The sequence below is a fragment of the Kineococcus sp. R86509 genome, assembly GCF_042466365.1.
Lineage (GTDB): Bacteria > Actinomycetota > Actinomycetes > Actinomycetales > Kineococcaceae > Kineococcus.
Genome location: NZ_JAXHCE010000001.1, coordinates 4,970,887 through 4,991,223, shown reverse-complemented (window position 1 = coordinate 4,991,223; position 20,337 = coordinate 4,970,887). Strand labels below are relative to the sequence as shown.

Annotated in this window: 22 protein-coding genes; 17 read left to right on the top strand and 5 right to left on the bottom strand. The window is 71.4% G+C overall.

Annotated elements, in window-relative coordinates:
* Position 1: 1 nt before the first annotated feature.
* Complete coding sequence (locus SJY07_RS24380; RefSeq protein ID WP_380161870.1) at positions 2 to 1,342, bottom strand: M20/M25/M40 family metallo-hydrolase; 1,341 nt, start codon at positions 1,340 to 1,342, stop codon at positions 2 to 4.
* Between the two features lie 59 nt (positions 1,343 to 1,401).
* On the opposite strand from SJY07_RS24380, the gene SJY07_RS24375 reads away from it, so the two are divergent.
* The 6 genes from SJY07_RS24375 to SJY07_RS24350 all read left to right on the top strand — a co-directional run bounded on the left by SJY07_RS24375 (position 1,402) and on the right by SJY07_RS24350 (position 7,288).
* Positions 1,402 to 2,085 (top strand): GntR family transcriptional regulator, encoded by a 684-nt coding sequence (locus tag SJY07_RS24375; protein ID WP_328291618.1) that lies wholly within the window; start codon positions 1,402 to 1,404, stop codon positions 2,083 to 2,085.
* A 78-nt stretch (positions 2,086 to 2,163) separates the two neighbouring features.
* The gene (locus tag SJY07_RS24370; RefSeq protein ID WP_380161869.1) at positions 2,164 to 3,180 is read left to right on the top strand and encodes a sugar phosphate isomerase/epimerase family protein; all 1,017 of its coding nucleotides are present in this window, start codon (positions 2,164 to 2,166) and stop codon (positions 3,178 to 3,180) included.
* 22 nt (positions 3,181 to 3,202) lie between these two features.
* Positions 3,203 to 4,912, top strand: coding sequence for a dihydroxyacetone kinase family protein (locus SJY07_RS24365; protein WP_380161868.1), 1,710 nt, complete (start codon positions 3,203 to 3,205; stop codon positions 4,910 to 4,912).
* 13 nt (positions 4,913 to 4,925) lie between these two features.
* The gene (locus SJY07_RS24360; RefSeq protein WP_380161867.1) at positions 4,926 to 5,426 is read left to right on the top strand and encodes a ribose-5-phosphate isomerase; all 501 of its coding nucleotides are present in this window, start codon (positions 4,926 to 4,928) and stop codon (positions 5,424 to 5,426) included.
* 29 nt (positions 5,427 to 5,455) lie between these two features.
* Entirely contained in the window at positions 5,456 to 6,253 is a 798-nt protein-coding gene (locus SJY07_RS24355; RefSeq protein WP_380161866.1) for a triose-phosphate isomerase family protein, read from the top strand.
* 57 nt (positions 6,254 to 6,310) lie between these two features.
* Positions 6,311 to 7,288 carry a 3-hydroxyacyl-CoA dehydrogenase family protein gene (locus SJY07_RS24350; protein WP_328291623.1) on the top strand — a complete coding sequence of 326 codons (978 nt, stop codon included), beginning with the start codon at positions 6,311 to 6,313 and terminating at the stop codon, positions 7,286 to 7,288.
* 472 nt (positions 7,289 to 7,760) lie between these two features.
* Here SJY07_RS24350 and SJY07_RS24345 read toward each other — a convergent pair whose 3' ends face one another.
* Both SJY07_RS24345 and SJY07_RS24340 read right to left on the bottom strand, forming a co-directional pair.
* Positions 7,761 to 8,198, bottom strand: coding sequence for a VOC family protein (locus SJY07_RS24345; protein WP_380161865.1), 438 nt, complete (start codon positions 8,196 to 8,198; stop codon positions 7,761 to 7,763).
* A 1-nt stretch (position 8,199) separates the two neighbouring features.
* Positions 8,200 to 8,763 (bottom strand): DinB family protein, encoded by a 564-nt coding sequence (locus SJY07_RS24340; protein ID WP_380161864.1) that lies wholly within the window; start codon positions 8,761 to 8,763, stop codon positions 8,200 to 8,202.
* A 61-nt stretch (positions 8,764 to 8,824) separates the two neighbouring features.
* Between SJY07_RS24340 and SJY07_RS24335 the strand changes: the two genes are divergently transcribed.
* Complete coding sequence (locus SJY07_RS24335) at positions 8,825 to 9,787, top strand: helix-turn-helix transcriptional regulator (protein WP_380161863.1); 963 nt, start codon at positions 8,825 to 8,827, stop codon at positions 9,785 to 9,787.
* 11 nt (positions 9,788 to 9,798) lie between these two features.
* Here SJY07_RS24335 and SJY07_RS24330 read toward each other — a convergent pair whose 3' ends face one another.
* Positions 9,799 to 10,167 carry a VOC family protein gene (locus SJY07_RS24330; RefSeq protein WP_328291628.1) on the bottom strand — a complete coding sequence of 123 codons (369 nt, stop codon included), beginning with the start codon at positions 10,165 to 10,167 and terminating at the stop codon, positions 9,799 to 9,801.
* A 119-nt stretch (positions 10,168 to 10,286) separates the two neighbouring features.
* On the opposite strand from SJY07_RS24330, the gene SJY07_RS24325 reads away from it, so the two are divergent.
* The 3 genes from SJY07_RS24325 to SJY07_RS24315 are packed head-to-tail and all read left to right on the top strand — an operon-like array spanning position 10,287 to position 12,678.
* Positions 10,287 to 10,493, top strand: coding sequence for a DUF4229 domain-containing protein (locus tag SJY07_RS24325; protein ID WP_328291629.1), 207 nt, complete (start codon positions 10,287 to 10,289; stop codon positions 10,491 to 10,493).
* Position 10,494: 1 nt separating this feature from the next.
* Positions 10,495 to 11,892 carry an FAD-dependent monooxygenase gene (locus tag SJY07_RS24320; protein ID WP_380161862.1) on the top strand — a complete coding sequence of 466 codons (1,398 nt, stop codon included), beginning with the start codon at positions 10,495 to 10,497 and terminating at the stop codon, positions 11,890 to 11,892.
* A gap of 6 nt (positions 11,893 to 11,898) precedes the next feature.
* Positions 11,899 to 12,678, top strand: a complete 780-nt coding sequence (locus tag SJY07_RS24315; protein ID WP_328291631.1) for an alpha/beta fold hydrolase — start codon at positions 11,899 to 11,901, stop codon at positions 12,676 to 12,678.
* Here the strand turns inward: SJY07_RS24315 and SJY07_RS24310 are convergent, their stop codons facing one another.
* The gene (locus tag SJY07_RS24310) at positions 12,679 to 13,026 is read right to left on the bottom strand and encodes a MarR family transcriptional regulator (protein ID WP_328291632.1); all 348 of its coding nucleotides are present in this window, start codon (positions 13,024 to 13,026) and stop codon (positions 12,679 to 12,681) included. It lies immediately after the preceding gene.
* 32 nt (positions 13,027 to 13,058) lie between these two features.
* Between SJY07_RS24310 and SJY07_RS24305 the strand changes: the two genes are divergently transcribed.
* The 7 genes from SJY07_RS24305 (at position 13,059) to SJY07_RS24275 (ending at position 20,331) form a co-directional block, all read left to right on the top strand.
* On the top strand, positions 13,059 to 14,168 hold the full coding sequence (locus tag SJY07_RS24305; protein ID WP_380161861.1) for a substrate-binding domain-containing protein: 1,110 nt from the start codon (positions 13,059 to 13,061) through the stop codon (positions 14,166 to 14,168).
* A 164-nt stretch (positions 14,169 to 14,332) separates the two neighbouring features.
* Positions 14,333 to 15,988, top strand: a complete 1,656-nt coding sequence (locus SJY07_RS24300) for a hypothetical protein (protein ID WP_328291634.1) — start codon at positions 14,333 to 14,335, stop codon at positions 15,986 to 15,988.
* Entirely contained in the window at positions 15,985 to 16,614 is a 630-nt protein-coding gene (locus SJY07_RS24295; protein WP_380161860.1) for an urease subunit gamma, read from the top strand. The genes SJY07_RS24300 and SJY07_RS24295 overlap by 4 nt, the downstream gene beginning before the upstream one ends.
* Positions 16,607 to 18,304 (top strand): urease subunit alpha, encoded by a 1,698-nt coding sequence (locus SJY07_RS24290; protein ID WP_380161859.1) that lies wholly within the window; start codon positions 16,607 to 16,609, stop codon positions 18,302 to 18,304. Before SJY07_RS24295 ends, SJY07_RS24290 begins: the two co-directional genes overlap by 8 nt.
* Positions 18,304 to 18,966 (top strand): urease accessory UreF family protein, encoded by a 663-nt coding sequence (locus SJY07_RS24285; RefSeq protein ID WP_328291636.1) that lies wholly within the window; start codon positions 18,304 to 18,306, stop codon positions 18,964 to 18,966. Before SJY07_RS24290 ends, SJY07_RS24285 begins: the two co-directional genes overlap by 1 nt.
* Positions 18,959 to 19,678 (top strand): urease accessory protein UreG, encoded by a 720-nt coding sequence (gene ureG / locus SJY07_RS24280; protein WP_328291637.1) that lies wholly within the window; start codon positions 18,959 to 18,961, stop codon positions 19,676 to 19,678. The genes SJY07_RS24285 and ureG overlap by 8 nt, the downstream gene beginning before the upstream one ends.
* On the top strand, positions 19,675 to 20,331 hold the full coding sequence (locus SJY07_RS24275) for an urease accessory protein UreD (protein ID WP_380161858.1): 657 nt from the start codon (positions 19,675 to 19,677) through the stop codon (positions 20,329 to 20,331). Before ureG ends, SJY07_RS24275 begins: the two co-directional genes overlap by 4 nt.
* Positions 20,332 to 20,337 lie beyond the last annotated feature (6 nt).

The following is a 20,337-nucleotide window of genomic DNA, read 5'->3' as shown; positions in this document are numbered from 1 at the left end:
CTCAGGCGTCGGCGAGGAAGCGCTGCAGCACCCGCACGCCGAACTCCAGGGCGTCCACCGGAACGCGCTCGTCGATCCCGTGGAACATGCCCGCGAAGTCCATCCCCGCCGGCAACCGCAGCGGCGCGAAACCGTAGCCGCGGATCCCCAGGTGCGAGAACGACTTGTTGTCGGTACCCCCGGACAGGCAGTACGGCAGCACCTTCGCCCCCGGGTCCTCCGCCAGCAGGGCGGCCTGCATGCGGTCCACCAACGGGGTGGCGAACTCCGTCTCCAGCGCGACGCTCTGGTTGACGACCTCGACGTCGACGCGCTCGCCCGCGAGGTCGCGGATGACCTCCATGAGCTGTTCCTGACGTCCCGGCAGGAACCGGGTGTCGATGAGGGCGCTCGCCGTGCCCGGGATCACGTTGTGCTTGTACCCGGCGTCCAGCGCGGTGGGGTTCGCGGTGTTCTGCAGGGTGGCCCCGACCCAGCGGGCGGTCGTGCCGAGCTTCGCGAGCAGCGCCGAGGGATCGGTCTCCTCGAACGCCACCCCGGTGATCTCGGAGACACCCTCGAGGAACTGCCGCACGGTGGCGGTGTACTCCAACGGCCAGGAGTACTCACCGATCCGCGTCACCGCGGCGCACAACCGGGTCACGGCGTTGTCGGTGCCGACCTGCGACCCGTGGCCCGCACGACCGTGGGCGACCAGACGCAACCAGGCCAGTCCCTTCTCGGCCGTCTGCAGCAGGTAGGTGCGTTGCCCGTCGAGGTCGACGGAGAAACCCCCGACCTCGCTGACGGCCTCGGTGACCCCCTCGAACAGTTCGGGGCGCTCGTGCACCAGCCACTCCGCACCCTGCACGCCCGCGGCCTCCTCGTCGGCGAGGAACGCGAAGACGATGTCGCGCGGGGGTTTGGTCCCCTGGCGGGCCATGTCGCGCAGGACGGCGAGCAGCATCGCGTCCATGTCCTTCATGTCGACCGCGCCACGACCCCAGAGACAGCCGTCGGCGATCTCACCGGAGAACGGGTCGACCTTCCAGTCGGCCGCCTGCGCCGGGACGACGTCGAGGTGGCCGTGCATCAGCAGCGCGCCGCGCCCGGCGGTTCCCCGCTCGTCACCGGGCACCCGCACGACCACGTTGCCGCGCTTGGGGAACCCCTCGACGTACTCGGGCTGCAGGCCGACCTCGTGCAGGAGTTCCATGACGTGCTCGGCCGCGACGCGCTCCCCCGGACCCGAACCGTCGCCGTAGTTGGAGGTGTCGATGCGCAGGAGATCGCGACACAGGTCCACGACCTCCGCCTCGGCCGCGCCCGTCCCGTTCGTCCCGTTCGTCGTGTCCGCGCTCACCTGCGCCACCGTAGAGCGTGCCGCCCCCGGGAGCGCGTCTCGGGTAGCGTCCCGGTGCCATGGACAGCTCCCGCGCGACCACCGACGACGGCGACTGGTCGGTGGACGCCCCGCGGGGACTGAGCGACACCGTCCACGACGCGATCCTCGAACTCCTGATGAACCGGGGCCTGGAGCCCGGCTCGGCGCTGCGGACCCAGACCCTCGCCGTCCGCCTCGGCGTCTCCGCCACCCCGGTCCGGGAGGCGCTGGCCCGCCTGGAGGGCTCGGGCCTCGTGGTCCGCAGCGCCCGCCGCGGCTACCGGGCCGCGCCGCTGCTCTCGGCGGAGGAGCTCGCCCAGCTCGTCGACGTCCGGCTGCTGGTGGAACCCGGCAACGCCGAGCGTGCCTGCGTCCGCACCGACGACGCCTTCGTCGCCCGGCTGTGGAGCGCGGTCGAGGACCAGCGCTCCGCGCCCACCGGTCCGGGCTACGCCGGCTTCAAGCACTACCTGGAGGCCGACTGGTCCTTCCACGAGCTGGTCGCGGAGGGGACGGGCAACCCGTTCATCGTCCGGACCCTGGACTCCTTCCGCGGTTTCGTGCAGCGTCTGCACCAGGTCGAGGAACGGGTGAGCGATGCGGACGAGAGCGTCTCGGAGCACGAGGCGATCGTGCGCGCCTTCGAGCAGCGCGATCCGGCGGGCGCCGCGCAGGCCATGCGCGCGCACCTGCAGGGTGTCCTGGACCGGGCGGTCGAGTGAACACGCCGGGAGGCGCTCGCCTTCTGGCGTGATTTTCTATAGAATCTGACTCAACGGACGACCTTTTGGAGTGACACCGTGAGCGACGACGCGCACACCCCGACGAGCACTCGCGTGTTCGACGGCTTCCCGGACGTGCTGACCCGCCAGAACTGGCCGATCACCGTCCCGATGATGCCGCACCCGCACGTCCTGAAGGACGGCACCACGGTGCAGGAGCAGTCCGCCGAGGGGTGGGCGCAGACGCTCGAGGTCATGACCGACGCGGGCTACACGAGCATCGACCCGACCGACACCTGGATCCGGATCGCGGACCTCTCCCCCGAGCGTCTCGACGAGTTCTCGGCCACGGTGCGTCAGGCCGGGCTGACGATCCCGGCGTTCTCGACCTCGCGTCGTTCGGTGATGGACCACGAGAAGGCCGACGAGAACCTCGCCTACTCCCACCGCGCCATCGACGCGTGCGCCGCGATCGGCATCCCGGTCGTGAACTTCGGGTTCATGCGCGGTTTCACCCCCGACCAGGCCAAGGCCCTGTGGTTCTGGCTGCAGCCCGGCTACTCCGACGACTTCAGCGACGACGTCCGCGCCGTCGCCGTCGCGAAGATCAAGGAACTGGCCGCGCACGCCCAGAGCGTCGGCGTCCAGATCGCCCTGGAGATGTACGAGGACACCTACCTCGGCACCGCCGACGGCATGGTGCAGTTCGTCCAGGACGTGGGTTTCGACAACGTCGGCCTCAACCCGGACTTCGGCAACATCCTGCGCCTGCACCGCGAGGTGGAGCCGTGGGAGGAGATCGCCGCCAAGACGTTCCCCTACACGAACTACTGGCACCTCAAGAACTACTACCGCGACGAGGAACCCGGCACCGGTTCCGTCCGCACCCACCCGGCTCCCCTGGAGTTCGGCACGATCAACTACCGCAAGGCGATCACGATGGCCATCGAGGCCGGGTTCCGGGGCGCCTTCTGCGTGGAACACTACGGCGGCGACAGCATCAGCGTCGGCGCCACGAACCGCGAGTACATCCGTCGCGTCCTGCCCAGGGCGACGACCTGGAAGCAGTTCAGCAGCTCCGCCGTGAACCACTGAGCGATCGAAGGAGACCGTTCGCATGACGAAGATCTTCGGGGACCCGTCCTCGTTCGTCGACGATTCCGTTGCCGGATTCGTGGACCTCTACTCCCGCTTCGTGCAGCCGGTCCCGCACGGGGTGATCCGCTCCACCGCCACCCCCGACGGGAAGGTCGCCGTCATCGCCGGTGGCGGGTCCGGGCACTACCCGGCCTTCGCCGGCTACGTCGGACCGGGTCTGGCCGACGCCGCTGTGTGCGGTAACGTCTTCGCCTCCCCCTCCACCCGCTGGGTCTACGACGTCGCCAAGGCCGCGAACCGCGGTGGCGGGGTCCTGCTGGGTTTCGGCAACTACGCCGGTGACATCCTCAACTTCGGCCTCGCCGCGGAACGCCTGCGCGCCGAGGGCATCCCCGCGGAACTGCTCGTCGTGACCGACGACGTCGCCTCCGAGGGCCAGGGCGCCAACGGGGAACGCCGGGGCATCGCCGGGGACGTCGTCGCCTTCAAGATCGCCGGTGCCGCCGCGGAGGCCGGTTACGACTTCGAGGACGTCGTGCGGGTCTCCCGTCACGTCAACGACGTCACCCGCTCGATGGGCATCGCCTTCGCCGGCTGCACCCTCCCCGGTGAGACCGAGCCGTTGTTCACCGTCACCCCGGGGAACATGGCCATCGGGCTCGGCATCCACGGTGAGCCGGGGATCTCCGAGGAGCCCATCGGTACCCCGGAGGAGATCGCGACCCTGCTCGTGGAGAAGGTCCTCGCCGGCAAGCCCGACGACGCGCCGGACTCCGGGCGGATCGCGGTGCTGGTCAACGGCCTCGGCTCCACCAAGTACGAGGAGCTGTTCCTGCTCTACGTGCCCATCGCGAAGCAGCTGCGCGCCGCGGGCTACGAGATCGTCGCCCCCCAGGTCGGGGAACTCGTCACCAGCCTGGACATGGCGGGTTGCTCGCTCACGGTGACGTGGCTGGACGAGGAACTCGAGAAGCTGTGGACGGACCCGGCGCAGTGCCCGGCGCTCAGCGTCGGCGCGAGCATCGAGACGACCCCGGCCCCGACGTACGTCGTCCCCGAGGACGAGGTCGCCGACTACAGCGGCACTCCCGCGGCGGCGCAGGAGTCGGGGCAGAAGATCGCCGGGCTCATCGAGGCCGTGCGTGAGGTCCTCAAGGACGCGGAAGCGGAACTCGGGCGCATCGACGCCATCGCCGGTGACGGCGACCACGGCACCGGCATGGTCAACGGCTCCGTCGCGGCCGCGCAGGCGGCCCGGACGGCGGCCGACGCCGGGGCCGGTGCCGCGTCGACGTTGTCCGCGGCGGGTGCGGCGTGGGCCGACCGTGCCGGCGGCACCTCCGGGGTGATCTGGGGCGTGCTGCTGCACGCGTTCGCCGAGAAGCTCGGCGACGAGGGCACGCCGACGCCGGAGCAGGTCTCCGAAGGCGCCACCGCGTCGGTGGAGGCCGTGATGCGCCTCGCGGGTGCCCGCGTCGGCAACAAGACGATGCTCGACTCCCAGGTCCCCTTCGCGGAGACCCTCGCCGAGCGGATCGGCGCCGGTGACGACCTGAAGACGGCCTTCACCACGGCGTCGCAGGCGGCGACCGACGCGGCCGAGGCGACGAAGCAGCTGCGGCCGCAGATCGGGCGGGCGCGGCCGTTGGCGGAGCGTTCCATCGGTCACCCCGACGCCGGTGCCGTCTCGCTCGCGCTGGTGACGCGCACCGTCGCCGAGAAGCTCTGAGGAAGGAAAGCGCATGACTGATCTGCAGTGGCGTGTGGTGCTGGCCGCCGACGAGGCCGGTGTCTCCTACAAGAACGCCATCAAGGCCGACCTGCTGAAGGACCCCCGGGTCAAGGAGGTCCTCGACGTCGGCGTCGGGAGCGACACGGACAAGACGGCCTACCCCCACGTCGCCGTCGCCGCCGCCCGCAAGATCGCCGCGGGTGAGGCGGATCGCGGGATCTTCGTCTGCGGGACGGGCATGGGCGTGGCGATCGCGGCGAACAAGGTCCCGGGGATCCGGGCCTCCGTCGCCCACGACTCCTTCTCCGTGGAGCGTCTGGTGCTCTCCAACAACGCCCAGGTCCTGACCCTGGGCGAGCGGGTCATCGGCAAGGAGCTCGCCCGCCGTCTGGCGAAGGAGTTCCTGGGCTACGTCTTCGACGAGACCTCCGCCTCGGCGGAGAAGGTCGACGCCATCACCGGGTACGAGACCGCGACGGAGGGCGAGGCAGGTACCGTCGGTTCCTGCTGATGCCCACCTAGATCTGGAGCCCGCGCACCATGACGACTCGTCCCCGCCCGCTCGTCGGGGTCAGCCTGAAGATGTACTTCTCCCTGGCCCGCACGCGCAGCTACCTCGCCGACGTCGCGACCCTCGGTCGCGACGTGGCGGGTAGCGGCGTGGACGCGTTCGTCATCCCCGACTTCCTCAACATCACCACCGGCATCGACCTCCTGCGCGGCACGGGTATCGCCGTGGGCGCTCAGGACGCCTCCTGGGAGGACTTCGGGGCGCTGACCGGCGAGGTGTCGCCGGCGGCGCTGCGCGAGGCCGGTGCGCGGTTCGTCGAGATCGGGCACGCCGAACGCCGGCGCATGTTCGCCGAGGACGACATCGTGACCGCCCGCAAGGCGGCCGCGGCCGCCCGCAACGGGCTGGTCCCGCTGATCTGCATCGGCGAGAACGTGCGCATCGACGTCCCCGACGCAGCCCGCACCACGATCAGCCAGGTGCTGGCCGCGCTCGAGGACGTGCCCTCCGAGGCCGAGGTCGTCATCGGCTACGAACCGAACTGGGCCATCGGGCAGACCGAACCGGCCCCGCCGGAGCACGTCGTCGGGGTCACCACCCGCTTGCGCGACGCCCTCGCGCACCGTCGCGGGGTCACCCGCATCCTCTACGGCGGCAGCGCCGGCCCTGGCATGTTCACCGACGTCGCCGAGGGCGTGGACGGCCTGTTCCTGGGCCGCTTCGCCCACGACGTCGCCAACTTCCGGCTCGTGATCCAGGAGATCGCGGACCACCCGCTCAACGCACACCACACCGACACGGACGACGGACCGGCCGACCGCGCCTGAGGCGCAGGAGGTCCGGTTCACCGTCGAACCAGCCACCACCACACCAGGAGACCTCCCGTGCCTCTCGCACCCCGCACCGACAAGATCACCAAGGTCGCCCAGATCGGCACCGGCTACATGGGCGGCGGCATCGCCCAGTCGCTGGCGCTGGCCGGCAACGACGTGTGGCTCGCCGACGCCGACAAGGAGTCGACGCAGCGCAACTACGAGCGCCTCCTGAAGGAGTCGGAACTCTTCGAGGCCCAGGGGCTGTTCCCCGCGGGCAGCACCGACACCCTCAAGGAGAAGTTCCACCCCGCGGACTCCATCGAGGAGGCCGTCGCCGACGTCCACTTCGTCGAGGAAGCCGTCTTCGAGGACCCGCAGGTCAAGAAGGACGTCCTCTCCCGCGTGGAGAAGGCCGTCACCCCCGGCACCATCATCGGCACCAACACCTCGACCATCCCGGTGAAGGTCCTGTCCGAGGCGTTCGAGGACGCGTCGATGTTCCTCACCGTGCACTTCTCCAACCCCGCGCCGTTCATCCCGGGTGTCGAGCTCGTGATGGGTGAGGCGACCAACCCGGCCGTCCTGCCGCTCATCGAGGACCTGCTCACCCGCGCCGGCCGCCGTGGCGCGCAGGTGAAGGACGTCCCCGGTTTCGTCCTGAACCGCCTGCAGTACGTGCTGCTGAAGGAGGCCATGTCGGTCGTCGAGGAGGGTGTCGCCACCCCCGCCGACGTCGACACGATCGTCTCCACGACCTTCGGTTTCCGGCTGCCGTTCTTCGGGCCGTTCGCGATCGCCGACATGGCCGGGCTCGACGTCTACGCCAAGGGCTTCAAGGTCCTCGAGGGCCACTTCGGCGAGCGTCTCTCCGCCCCGGCGAACCTCACCGCGCTCGTCGACGCCGGCAAGTACGGCACGAAGACCGGTTCCGGGTTCCTCGAGCTCGAGCCGGAGAAGCTGGCCGCGCTGATCGACTACCGCAACAAGGCCTACCAGAAGATGGGCGAGCTCCTCGCCGAGCTCGGCCCGTCGCCGCTGGCGGAATGAGTTCCTGACCGCTCCGAACTCGCCTCGGTTCGCCGGGGCGGGTTCGACGGCACCCGCGAGACCTGAGTGGGGCGTGGACCTTCCGTGTCCACGCCCCACTCGTCCTCGGCCTCCGGGCCATCGCCCAGGTGCCCTGCCCCACCCTCCTCAGCCGACGCGGGGCGACGACGGTACGCCGTGTCCACGGCGCGCATCGTGAACGCGGCGATCGAGGTCCTGGACGCCGGTGGCGTGGACGCGTTGTCGAGACGGAACTCGACGCGCTGGGTACCCGAACCCTTCCAGTTCGACGCCGCACCGCTGCTCGTGCACGACGTCGTCGGTGTCGCGAGTCAGCACGACGCCGCGACGAGGCTCCCCGGCGCTCAGCCCGGACGGTGGTTCGACCGGTCGACGTTCCTGAGCGACGCGACGTCGGCGCTCACTGACGAGGTCGACGGGCACCTGAACCCCGGCCTCTCGTCGGCGCAGGTCAGTCGAGACAGAACTCGTTCCCTTCGGGGTCGGCGAGCACCAGGTGCCCGGCTCCGAGGGGTGGGGCGGGTTCGAGACGGGCGACCCGGTGCGCGCCGAGGCCGACGAGGCGGTCAGCCTCGCGCTCCAACGCCGCCATCCGTTCCGGTCCGGTGAGTCCGGGGGCGGCACGGACGTCCAGGTGCAGCCGGTTCTTGACCCGCTTCTCCTCGGGGACCCGTTGGAAGAACACCCGCGGTCCGGATCCGGACGGGTCCACGACGGCCGAGGCGTCGTTGCGCTGCTCCTCGGGTACCTGCCAGGCGTCGAGCGCCGCGGCCCAGGTGTCGAAACCCGGTGGCGGCCCCTGGACCCGGTAGCCGAGGGCTTCCGCCCAGAACCCGGCGAGGCGGGCCGGGTCGGCGCAGTCGATCGTGATCTGCAGTTCCCGCACCACGTCAGACCTCCTTCGTGCGGAACAGGTCGCGCAGCAGCGACACCTCGGCCAGGTGGTGGATGAGTTCGCGGTGGATGTGCAGGACGAGGGCCGCCCTCGGGGTGTCGGCGTACCCCTCTTCCGCGGGTCCGCAGGGTTCGAGCAGGGCGTCCTCGCCCCACGACTCCACCCCGGCGAGCCAGGTCGCGTACTCGGTGTCGAGTTGGCGCAGGGCGGTCGCGGCGTCCGGGGCGTAGTCGAAGGTGAAGTAGTCGGTGGCCGCCCGGCCGAAGTGCGCGGCGTTCCTGAGGGCCAGGCAGCCGACGATCACGTGTCCGAGCCGCCAGGCGATGGTCGTCAGGGGCGGGGGACTCGGTTCGGGGTACGCGAAGTCGATCGTCATCGCCCCCGACCCACCCCGCACGGGTGCGGTGCTGCTCCCCCGGGGACGGACGTTCCAGCTGCCTGGGGACGGTTCCCAGAAGTACTCCTCGTCGGTGAGCCCGTCGAGTCCCCTCCGCACCTGGTGCTCCCAGTGCCGGTCCATCTGATCCCGCAGGAGTCGGTTCCAGCTGTGATCGCTCATGGCACCACCGTGACGCCGATCGCGGACAGGATCGGTCCGCGATCGGTGCCAGGATCGCGGGATGGGCGGGGAAGGGACCACCGAGCGCGTGCTCCGGATGCTCGGCCTGCTCCAACGGCGGAGGTCCTGGACGGCGGCCGAGCTGGCCGCGGAGCTCGGGGTGACCGAACGCTCGATCCGTCGCGACGCCGAGCGGCTGCGTTCCCTGGGCTACCCCGTGCGGGCGACCTCCGGCGTGGGTGGCGGGTACCGGCTCGGCGCCGGCGCGCGGATGCCGCCGTTGCTCCTCGACGACGAGGAGGCGATCGCCACCGCCGTCTCGTTGCGCCTGGCCAGCGGCGGAACCGTCAGCGGGGCGGCCGAGGCGGCCCTGCGGGCGCTGGCCAAGCTCGACCAGGTCATGCCACCCCGGCTGCGCGAACAGGTCCGCGCCGTGCACGCCGCCACCGACACCCTGGTCCCGGACGGGGTGACGATCGACGCGGACGTCCTCGTCACCTTCGCCCGCGCCTGCCGCGACCTGCTCCGGGTCCGCTTCCACTACCCCGCCCGCGAAGGGGGCGAGAGCGAGCGGACGGTGGAACCGGTGCGGATGGTCACGACCGGTCGGCGGTGGTACCTCATGGCCTTCGACGTCGACCGCGACGACTGGCGCACGTTCCGGCTGGACCGCATGCGCGACGTCCGCGCGACGACGTGGCGGTTCCGCCCGCGGCAGCACCCGGACCCGGTGGAGCACGTCCAGCGCTCCGTCACCACGGTCCCCTACCGCTGGCTCGTCCGGGTCCGCCTGCACGCCCCGGCCCGGACGGTCCGCGAACTCGTCCCTCCGACGATCGGCCTCGTGCACGACGAGGGGCCCCACTGCGTCCTCGAGGTCGGCGGCGACGACCTCGACTGGATCGCCGCCCACATCGCCCGGCTCAGGATCCCCGCCGAGGTCCTGGAACCGCCGGAACTGCGGGAGGCCGCCACCCGGCTGGCCCGCACCCTGCGGGACCTGGGCACCGCCGGGGCAGGGTAGAACTCCCCCGTTCAGGCGCGGTCGTGGAGGGTGATCTGGTAGCCGTCGGGGTCGGCGAAGGTGAACGTGCGCCCGAAGGGCCCGTCGATCGGCGCCGAGACGATGCGGTGGCCGCCGGCGACGAGGGCGTCGTGGATGTCCTGGACGTCGTCGGCGTGCAACCAGATCGCCGCTCCGACGCCCGGCTGCGCGACGGCGCCGAGGTCGGTGCCCGGCACGACGTCGCGCAGGGCGAAGGCGATGGGCGCGGTCTCGAAGACCACGGCGTGCGGGGGACCGGCCGGGGAGCGGAGGAGACCGAGGTAGTGCTCGTAGAACTCCTGGGAGGCGGCGAGGTCGCTCGCCTGCAGCGAGATGAAGTCGGGTCCGGTGACCGGCACGAGGGTGTCCCTTCCGTCTGTGTCCGTCTGTGTCAGGTGCCTGACATGCAGAACGTATGTCAGAGAGCTGACACAGGTCAAGACCCACACCCCGACGCAGGACCGGTAGCGTGGCGGCCGTGAACCCCTACGTGACCTTCGCGATCCTCCGGGTCGGGTTCCTCGTCCTCCCCCTGGCCGTCCTGACCCTCCTCGGAGTCCGGCCACCGCTCTCCATCGCCGTCGCCGTGGTCCTCTCCGTCGTCCTGTCCGCGGTGTTCCTGCGCGACCAGCGCCGCCGGATCGCCGACCGGATCACCGCACGGGCGCAACGCCGCACCCGCTGACGTGACCCGCGACGCGACCCCTGACGTCGTGGTCGTCGGCGCCGGCCCGACCGGGACGTTCCTGGCCTGCGAACTCCGACTGCACGGCATCCACGTCCTCGTCCTGGAACGCGACCCCGCCCCCTCCGACCGCGTCCGCGGCCTCGGACTGCACGTGCGCAGCGTCGAGATCCTCGACAGCCGCGACCTCCTCGACCGCTTCACCCCGCACGGGAGGACGTTCACCCCCGCGGGCTACGTCGCCGGCATCGACCGTCCCTGGCCGGCGCTCGCCACCAGCCACAACGCCATCCTCGGGGTCCCGCAGACCACGACGGAACGCCTGCTCACCGAACGCGCCCTCGAACTGGGCGTCACCCTCCGCCGGGGCACCGGACTGAGCGGCCTCACCCAGGACGACGACGGGGTCACCGTCGAACTCACCGACGGGAAGCGGCTCCGCACCCGCTACCTCGTCGGCTGCGACGGCGGGCGCAGCACCGTCCGGAAACTCCTCGGGACCGCCTTCACCGGTGAACCCGCGCGGCACGAGACGCTCATCGCCGAGGTCCGCCTCAGCGCACCCGAGGACGAGGTGACCGCCGTCGTCACCGCCGTGCGCGAGCGGCTCCGGGGTTTCGGCGCGGGCCCGCTCGGCGACGGGTTCCACCGCGTCGTCGTCCCCGCCGCCGGCGTCACCCCGGGCCACGAGGACCCCACCCTCGACGAACTCCGCAGCCGGCTCCGCCACCACGCCGGTACCGACTTCGGCGCCCACGACCCGCGCTGGCTCTCCCGCTTCAACGACGCCACCCGCCAGGCCGAGCAGTACCGCACCGGACGGGTCCTCCTCGCCGGCGACGCCGCCCACGTCCACCCGCCCACCGGCGGACAAGGCCTCAACCTCGGCCTGCAGGACGCCTTCAACCTCGGCTGGAAACTCGCCGCCGAGGTCGCCGGCCGCGCTCCCGCAGGACTGCTGGACACGTACCACGCGGAACGGCACCCCGTCGGCGCCGACGTCCTCGACCTCGTCACCGCCCTCTCCGAACTCGGCCGCGACGATCCCGGCCCCCGCGCCACGAAACGTCTCCTCGCCGGGCTCATGGACCTCGAGACCGTGAACCGCGCCCTGGTCGAACGCATCACCGGCCTCGCGATCCGCTACGACCTCGGCGGCCACCACGACCTCGTCGGCCGCCGGCTCCGCGACGTCCACCAGCCCACCGGCCAGTGGCTCCTCACCCACCGCGGCACGTTCCCGCCCGACCCCCGGACGCCCTCCGTGGAGGTCCGCGTCGACACCCACCTCAGCGTCCCCGCCGCCCTCGTCCGCCCCGACGGCCACGTCGCCTGGGTCGGCGAGGACCCCCACGACCTGCACGAACGCCTCCCCCGCTGGTTCGGCCCGCTAGGCTGACCCGTCGTGGCAGAACAGGTCTCCTTCCTCAGCACCACCGGCCAGAAGCTCGCCGGCCTGCTCGACCTGCCCGAGGGACAGGTCCGCGGGTGGGGGATCTTCGCCCACGGGTTCACCCTCGGCAAGGACTCCCCCGCCGCCTCCCGCATCTGCAAGGGCCTCGCCGCCGAGGGCATCGGCATGCTCCGCTTCGACAACCTCGGCCTCGGCGACTCCGAAGGCGACTGGGGCGACGGGTCCTTCACCCACAAGGTGTCCGACACCGTCCTCGCCGCCGGGTTCATGGCTGAACGCGGAACCCCCGCCGCCCTCCTCGTCGGACACTCCTTCGGCGGTGCCGCCGTCATCGCCGCCGCGCACCGCATCCCCGACCTGCAGGCCGTCGTCAGCATCGCCTCGCCCTCCGAACCCCGCCACGTCGAGCACAACTACGACGCCCTCGTCGAACGCGTCATGTCCGAAGGTCACGCCGAGTGGATGGTCGGAGGCCGCGCCCTCACCCTCAAACGCGCCTTCATCGAGGACGTCCGCACCGCAGACCTCAAGCAGCAGATCCACCGGCTCTCGGTCCCGCTGCTCGTGATGCACTCCCCCACCGACGACACCGTCAGCATCGACAACGCCAGTGAGATCTTCAAGGCCGCCAAGCACCCCCGGAGCTTCATCTCCCTCGAAGGCTCCGACCACCTGCTCATCGCCCGCGGCCAGGCCCGCCGCGCCGCGCACATCATCAGCGCCTGGGCCGACCAGTACCTCAAGGACGTCTCCCCGCCCACGAGCGTCTGATCAGGAAGGGACGGGCAGGTCCAGACCGTCCAGGACCCGCTCCCCCTCGCCGGAGACCCGCAGGACCACCCGCCGCCGGTCCGCAGGATCCAGACCCCGGTACAGCAACCCCAGGTCCACCAACGCGTCGACCGCCCGGCTCGCCGTCGCCGGCGCCATCACGAGAACCTCCACCAGGTCGCTCATCGACGCCCCCGGCCGCTGCGCCACCAGCGCCAGGCACCGCCACCGATCCACCGTCAGATCACTACCGCGCAACGCCTCGGCCAGGAGGTTCTGCAACAGCGCCGCCGCCCGCAACCGGTCGAGCAACTCGACCGCCGGACTCGTCGGGACCGCAACCACCACCCGACCTCCTCGCTCGTGGGATCGTGGCCAGCATGCCAGACAGCTACCGCGTCGCGCTGGCCGTCCCCCGCCGCGGACCCGCCGGCATGTTCGGACTGTCCTGCCGCGTCGCCGCCCACCTCGCCGCCGAGGAGGTCAACGCCCACGGCGGCATCGGCGGCCGCCCCCTGGAACTCCTCGACGTCGACGCCGGCCTCGACCCCGACCAGGTCGCCGACACCCTCGACCTCGCCGTCACCCGCGGCAACATCGACGCCGTCGCGGGCTGGCACCTCTCCAGCGTCCGCGAAACCGTCGCCCCGGCGCTCGCCGGCCGGGTCCCCTACGTCTACGCCACCGCCTACGAGGGCGGCGAGGCCCGCGACGGGGTGCTGTGCACGGGAGAGCTCCCGGGGGAGCAGGTGGTCGCGGCGCTCGGGTTCCTGCGCGAGGAGTTCGGCTGGCGGCGCTGGCTCGTCGTCGGCGACGACTACGTCTGGCCGCGGGCCACGGCCGCACGGGTGGCGCGGACGCTGGCCGGGTCCGGGATCCACCTGGGGGTTCAGCACTGGCTGCCGCTCGGTTGCGACGACGACGAGGTCTGGTCCGGACTGCTGGACACGCTGCAGCGCAGCGCATCCCGGCTCGACGGGGTGGTCATGCTGCTCGTGGGCGCGGACGGCGCCCGGTTCAACCGCGAGTTCCACGCCGCGGGCCTGGACGGGGACCTGGTCCGGTTCAGCCCCTTCATGGACGAGACGATGCTGCTGGCCAGCGGGCCCGGGACGACCCGGGGGCTGTTCGCGTCCGCCGGCTGGTTCGCCGGTCTCGCCACTGCGGCCGCCCTGGACTTCAGCGCAGGTTTCGCCCGCACCTTCGACCGCGTCGCGGGCACCTCCCCGGGGCTGGCGGCGCCGTCGCCCGGGACGATGGCCGAAAGCACCTACCTCGCCCTCAAACTACTGGCCGACGTGGGGCACCGCACGCCACCCGGTGCGGACGACCTGGACCGCGCCCGGTCGCAGTGGGCCTGGGAGACCCCGCACGGGACGGTGGAGATGCGCCGGGGCCGCGCAGGGCACCGCGTACACGTCGCCGCCGCAGTGGGACTGGAGTTCGAGGTGCTGGCCGAGGTCTCCGGTCCGTCCTCCCCGCCGCTCTGAGGTGTTTCCGGCGTGTTTCGGCAGTTTTTCCAGCAGGTCAACTTTCGTAATCCTGTGCGCTGCAACATGATTGAGAACACCGGTTCGTTGACCGCCGAACGGGTGACGCCCTAGCGTCAGAACGCTTCCAGTTGGAAGCGATCCGACGTCGCCGGAGGTCCGGGATGACCCAAGACACCACGAGCGCGCACCACGTCAGCGCCGCCACCTCGGAGACCCTCGAGGACTACACGCTGCGGTTCGCCCCCCGCAGCTACCGCCGCTGGACCCCCGCCGTGGTCGCGACCTCCGCCCTCGGCGGCATCGCCTACCTCGCCGACTTCTCCATCGGCGCGAACATCGGCATCGCGCACGGGACCACCAACGCCCTCCTCGGCATCCTCGTCGCCGCCGTCGTCATCTTCGTCAGCGGTTTCCCGCTGGCCTACTACGCGGCGCGGTACAACATCGACCTCGACCTCATCACCCGCGGCTCCGGGTTCGGCTACTACGGTTCCGTCCTCACCAACGTCATCTTCGCGACGTTCACGTTCATCTTCTTCGCCCTCGAGGGATCGATCATGGCCCAGGGCCTCGAACTCGGCCTCGGGATCCCGCGGTGGATCGGGTACGCGATCTCGACGATCCTGGTGATCCCGCTGGTCGTCTTCGGCATGAAGGCCCTGTCGAAGATGCAGGTCTGGACCACGCCGTTCTGGCTCGTCCTCATGGTCATCCCCTTCGTCTACCTCGTCGCCAGCCACCCCGACTCGGTGGACACCTTCTTCGCCTACGACGGCGAGGACGGTTCGGGCGCCTCGATCAGCACCGCCTCCGTCCTGCTCGCGGCCGGGGTCTGCCTCTCGCTGATGGCCCAGATCGCCGAACAGATCGACTACCTGCGGTTCATGCCGCCGCGCACCGCGCAGAACCGGCGGAAGTGGTGGACCGCGGTCGTCCTCGCCGGCCCCGGCTGGGTCGTCTTCGGCGCGCTCAAGCAGGCTGTCGGACTGTTCCTCGCCGTCTACCTCATCGCCTCCCTCGACCCCCAGGCCGCGGCCACCGCGAACGAACCCGTGCACCAGTTCCTCGGCGTCTACGAGGAGATGATGCCGGGCTGGCTGGCCATGACCCTCGCCGTCATCCTCGTCGTCATCAGCCAGATCAAGATCAACGTGACGAACGCCTACTCGGGTTCGCTGGCCTGGACGAACTCCTTCACCCGGGTCACCAAGCGCTACCCCGGCCGGATCGTCTTCGTCGTCGTCAACCTCGTCATCGCGCTGACGCTGATGGAGTCGAACATGTTCGACTTCCTCAACACCATCCTCGGCTTCTACGCCAACTGCGCCATGGCCTGGGTCGTGACCGTCGCCACCGACATCGTCGTGAACAAGGGCATCCTCAAGATCTCCCCGACCGTCGCGGAGTTCCGCCGCGGGATGCTCTACCCGGTGAACCCCGTCGGGTTCGTCTCGGTCCTGCTCTCGGCGGGGTTGTCCATCGTCGTGTTCTTCGGCGGGTTCGGTGCCGGTCTGCAGCCTTACTCCCCCGTCGTCGCCATCGTCCTCGCGGTGCTCTGCCCACCGGTCCTGGCACTGGCCACGAAGGGGAAGTACTACCTGCGCCGCAGCGACGACGGCATCGCGCTGCCGATGTACGACGAGGACGGCAACCCCTCCGGCGCCGTCCTCACCTGCCACGTCTGCCGCCAGGACTACGAACGTCCCGACGTCACCGCCTGCCTCACCCACGACGACGTCGTCTGTTCGCTCTGCCTCAGCACCGACAAGGTGTCCGACCACGTCCTGCCCGCCGCCGGGCGTACGGTCCACCCGTGAACCTCAGCCCGGCCGACACCGAGAAGCTCCTCCTGGCGGTCGCGGGCATGGTCGCCCGCGACCGCCTCGAGCGGGGAGTCCTCCTCAACCACCCCGAGGCCGTCGCCCTGCTCTCCACGTGGGTGCTGGAACGGGCCCGCGAAGGCGCCCTCGTCGCCGACCTCATGGAGTCCGGTCGTCACGTCCTGCGTGCCGACCAGGTCATGACCGGGGTCCCCGAGATGCTCCACGACGTGCAGGTCGAGGCGACGTTCCCGGACGGACGCAAACTCGTCACCCTGCACCACCCCGTCCAGGGCGGTGCCCCCACCGAAGGCCCCGGCGCGGTCCGGGTCCGACCGGGCACGATCGTCCTCAACGGGGACCGGACACCCGGGGAACGCCTCGAACTCCTCGTCGAGAACACCGGAGACCGCCCCGTCCAGATCGGTTCGCACCTGCACCTCCCCGACGCCAACCCGGCGCTCCGCTTCGACCGCGCCGCCGCCGCGGGTTTCCGGCTCGACGTCCCCTCCGGCACCTCGCTCCGCTTCGAACCCGGCGTCTCCCGACTGGTCCAGGCCGTCGCCCTGCGCGGGAACCGCCTCGTCCCCGGCCTGCAGATCAAGGAGTCCTCGCGTGGTTGAGATCGACCGCAGCGCCTACGCCGCGCTGTACGGCCCCACCACCGGCGACCAGGTCCGCCTCGGTGACACCGACCTCTGGATCGAGATCGAGCAGGACCTCACCGCCGGCGGCGAGGAAGCCGTCTTCGGCGGCGGCAAGTCGATCCGCGAGTCCATGGCCCAGGGCACCACGACCCGGGCCGCCGGCTCCCCCGACACCGTCATCACCAACGCCGTCGTCCTCGACCACAGCGGGATCTACCGCGCCGACGTCGGCGTCCGCGACGGCCGGATCTCCGCGATCGGCCGCGCCGGGAACCCCGACATCGCCGACGGGGTCCACCCCGACCTCCGCATCGGTCCCTCCACCGACGTCATCTCCGGCGAGGGACGCATCCTCACCGCCGGTGGCATCGACACCCACGTGCACCTCATCTCCCCCTCCCAGGTCCACGAGGCCCTGGCCGCGGGGATGACCACCATCGCCGGGGGCGGCACCGGCCCCAGTGAGGGGACGAAGGCGACGACCGCCACCCCCGGGTCCTGGCACCTCGCGCACACCCACCGGGCGCTGGACGCCCTCCCCGTCAACGTGCTCCTGCTGGGCAAGGGCAACACCGTGAGTGCCGAGGGTCTCGCCGAACAGGCCCTCGGTGGCGCGGCCGGCTACAAGGTCCACGAGGACTGGGGATCCACCCCGGCCGCCATCGACGCCGCCCTGCGCGCCGCCGACGAGTTCGGCCTCCAGGTCGCACTGCACTCCGACTCCCTCAACGAGGCCGGCTACGTCGACTCCACCGTCGGCGCCATCGCCGGCCGCTCCATCCACGCCTTCCACACCGAGGGGGCCGGCGGCGGCCACGCCCCGGACATCATCACCATCGCCGGGCTCCCCCACGTCATCCCGGGTTCCACCAACCCGACGCTGCCGCACACCGTCAACACGGTTCCCGAGCACCTCGACATGCTGCTGGTCTGCCACCACCTCAACCCGGCCGTCCCCGAGGACCTCGCCTTCGCCGAGTCCCGGATCCGGGCCACGACGATCGCGGCCGAGGACGTCCTGCACGACCTCGGCGCCCTCTCCATCACCAGTTCCGACGCGCAGGCGATGGGCCGCATCGGCGAGGTCATCACCCGCACCTGGCAGGTCGCGCACGTCATGAAGCTCCGGTTCGGAGGCCTGGACTCGCGGGCCGACAACGAACGGGCCCGCCGCTACGTCGCCAAGTACACGATCAACCCCGCCATCGCCCACGGCATCGACCACCTCGTGGGATCCGTCGAGGTCGGGAAGCTGGCCGACCTCGTCCTGTGGGACCCCGCGTTCTTCGGCGTCCGGCCCTCGGTGGTGCTCAAGGGCGGAGCACTGGTGCTCGGGGCCCTGGGGGATCCGAACGCCTCCATACCCACCCCCCAACCCGTCCTGCTGCGCCCCGCGCTGATGCACGCCAACGGCGCGGACGTCTCGGTCAGCTTCGTGTCCCCGGCCGCCCTGGCCGACGGCCTCGAAGGCCGACTCGGGCTGCGGCGCAGGCTCGAACCCATCCACGACACCCGTGGCGTCGGGAAGGCGCAGATGATCCACAACGACGCCCTGCCCCGCATCGAGGTCGACCCGGAGACCTTCGCCATCACCATCGACGGTGACCTCGTGGAACCCTCCCCGGCCACCGAACTCCCGCTCGCCCAGCGGTACCAGCTGTTCTGATGACGGTTTCCCCGGACCTCCTGCTCACCCTGCTCGCCGACGCACGCCTGCCCGTCGGCGGGCACACCCAGTCCGCCGGCCTGGAACCCGCCGTGACCCACGGCGGGGTCACGGCGGCGGACGTCCCGGAGTTCCTCCGCGGACGGCTCACGACCGTCGTCGCCGTCGAGGCCGGGACCGCCGTCGTCGCCCGCCACCACGTCCTCGCCGGGCTCGACCTGGAGCCCGTGGAGGACGCCTGGGCAGCCAGGACGCCCAGCGGCCCGCTGCGGACGGTGTCACGCACCCTCGGGCGCGGCTACCTGCGCCTCGCCGGACGCACCTGGCCCGATCCGGTCTGGGCGCACCTCGGCCGCACCCCACCCCGGCCGCTCGTCCTCGGCGCGCTGGCCGCCGTCGCCGGACTGGACGCAGCACGGCTCGTGCGCCTCTGCGGGCACGAGGACATCGCCACCGTCACCGCCGCCGCGCTGAAGCTCGACCCGTGCGACCCGCTCGAGACGACCGGGTGGGCGCTCGCCGCGCACCCCCTCGTCGAGGAGCTCGTCGAGCGGTGTGCGGGGCTCACCGAAGCCTCCGCGATACCCGCCGGATCGGCCCCGACGCTCGAACGGTTCTCCCTCCTGCACGACCGGACGAAACAGAGGTTGTTCCATGCCTGAGCACCACCACCACGCGACCCGCTCCTTCCGCCTCGGCGTCGCCGGCCCCGTCGGGACCGGCAAGAGTTCCCTCATCGCCCTGCTCTGCCGGGAACTGCGCGACACCTACCGCCTCGGCGTCATCACCAACGACATCTACACCGACGAGGACGCCCGGTTCCTGCGGTCCGCCGGCGTGCTGGAACCCGAACGCATCCGCGCGGTCGAGACCGGGGCCTGCCCGCACACCGCCATCCGCGACGACGTCACGGCCAACCTGCTGGCCGTCGAGGACCTCGAGCACGACTTCGACCCCCTCGACGTCGTCCTCGTCGAGTCCGGTGGCGACAACCTCACCGCCACCTTCTCCCCCGCCCTCGTCGACGCGCAGATCTTCGTCCTCGACGTCGCCGGCGGCGGTGACGTCGCCCGCAAGGGTGGCCCGGGGATCGCCCGTGCGGACCTGCTGGTGGTGAACAAGACCGACCTCGCACCCCACGTCGGGGTCGACGTCGCCCGGATGCAGGCGGACGCCACCCACGCCCGCGACGGCCGCCCCGTCATCGCCCTGTCCCGCACCGACGCGGCGTCCGTCACCGAACTCACGGACTGGCTGCACGCCGTCGTCGCGCGGTTCCGCTCCGGAACGCACTCCCCCGTCGACCCGGGCCCGATGGCCCCGCACTTCCACCGGGGGGACGACGGCGCGATCACCGCCCACACCCACGCGTGACCAGGATCCACCTGCACCGCAACGGTTCCCTCGACCTCGTCACCGGGGCGTTCGCACCGAAGCTCCTCACCCGCGGCGTCGCGTCCGCGCGCGTGGCCCTCGTCGGGGCCCGAGCGCTGCTGCTCGCCGGCGACGACGTGCGCATCGACGTGAGCGTCGCCGCGGGCTGCACGCTGGAACTCGTCGAGGTGGCGGGCACCGTCGCCCACGACGGCCGGGGTGGACCGGCCTCGACGTGGACCACCACCGTGGACGTCGCACCCGGCGCGAGGATCTCCTGGGCCGGAGAACCGTTCGTCGTCGCCGACGGGGCCGAGGTCACCCGCTCCCTCGACGTGTCACTGGGTCCCGGGGCCGTCGCCGAACTGCGGGAGACGTTCGTGCTGGGCCGCACCGGCGAACGCGGCGGGTCACTGCGCTCCACCACCCGCGTCGACCTCGCCGGGAAACCCCTGCTCGTGGAGGACCTCGACCTCACCGTCGACGCCGTCCGACGCTCGCCCGCCGTCCTCGGCACCGCGCGGTGCCTCGACACCCTCAGCCGGTTCGGCGAGCGGTTCGAGCACCCCGACGCCCTGCAACTGCAGGGACCCGGAACCCTGCTGCGCTGGCTCGGCACGGACCAGCACCGCTCCCCGGTCCCTTCCCCCTGAGCGTCT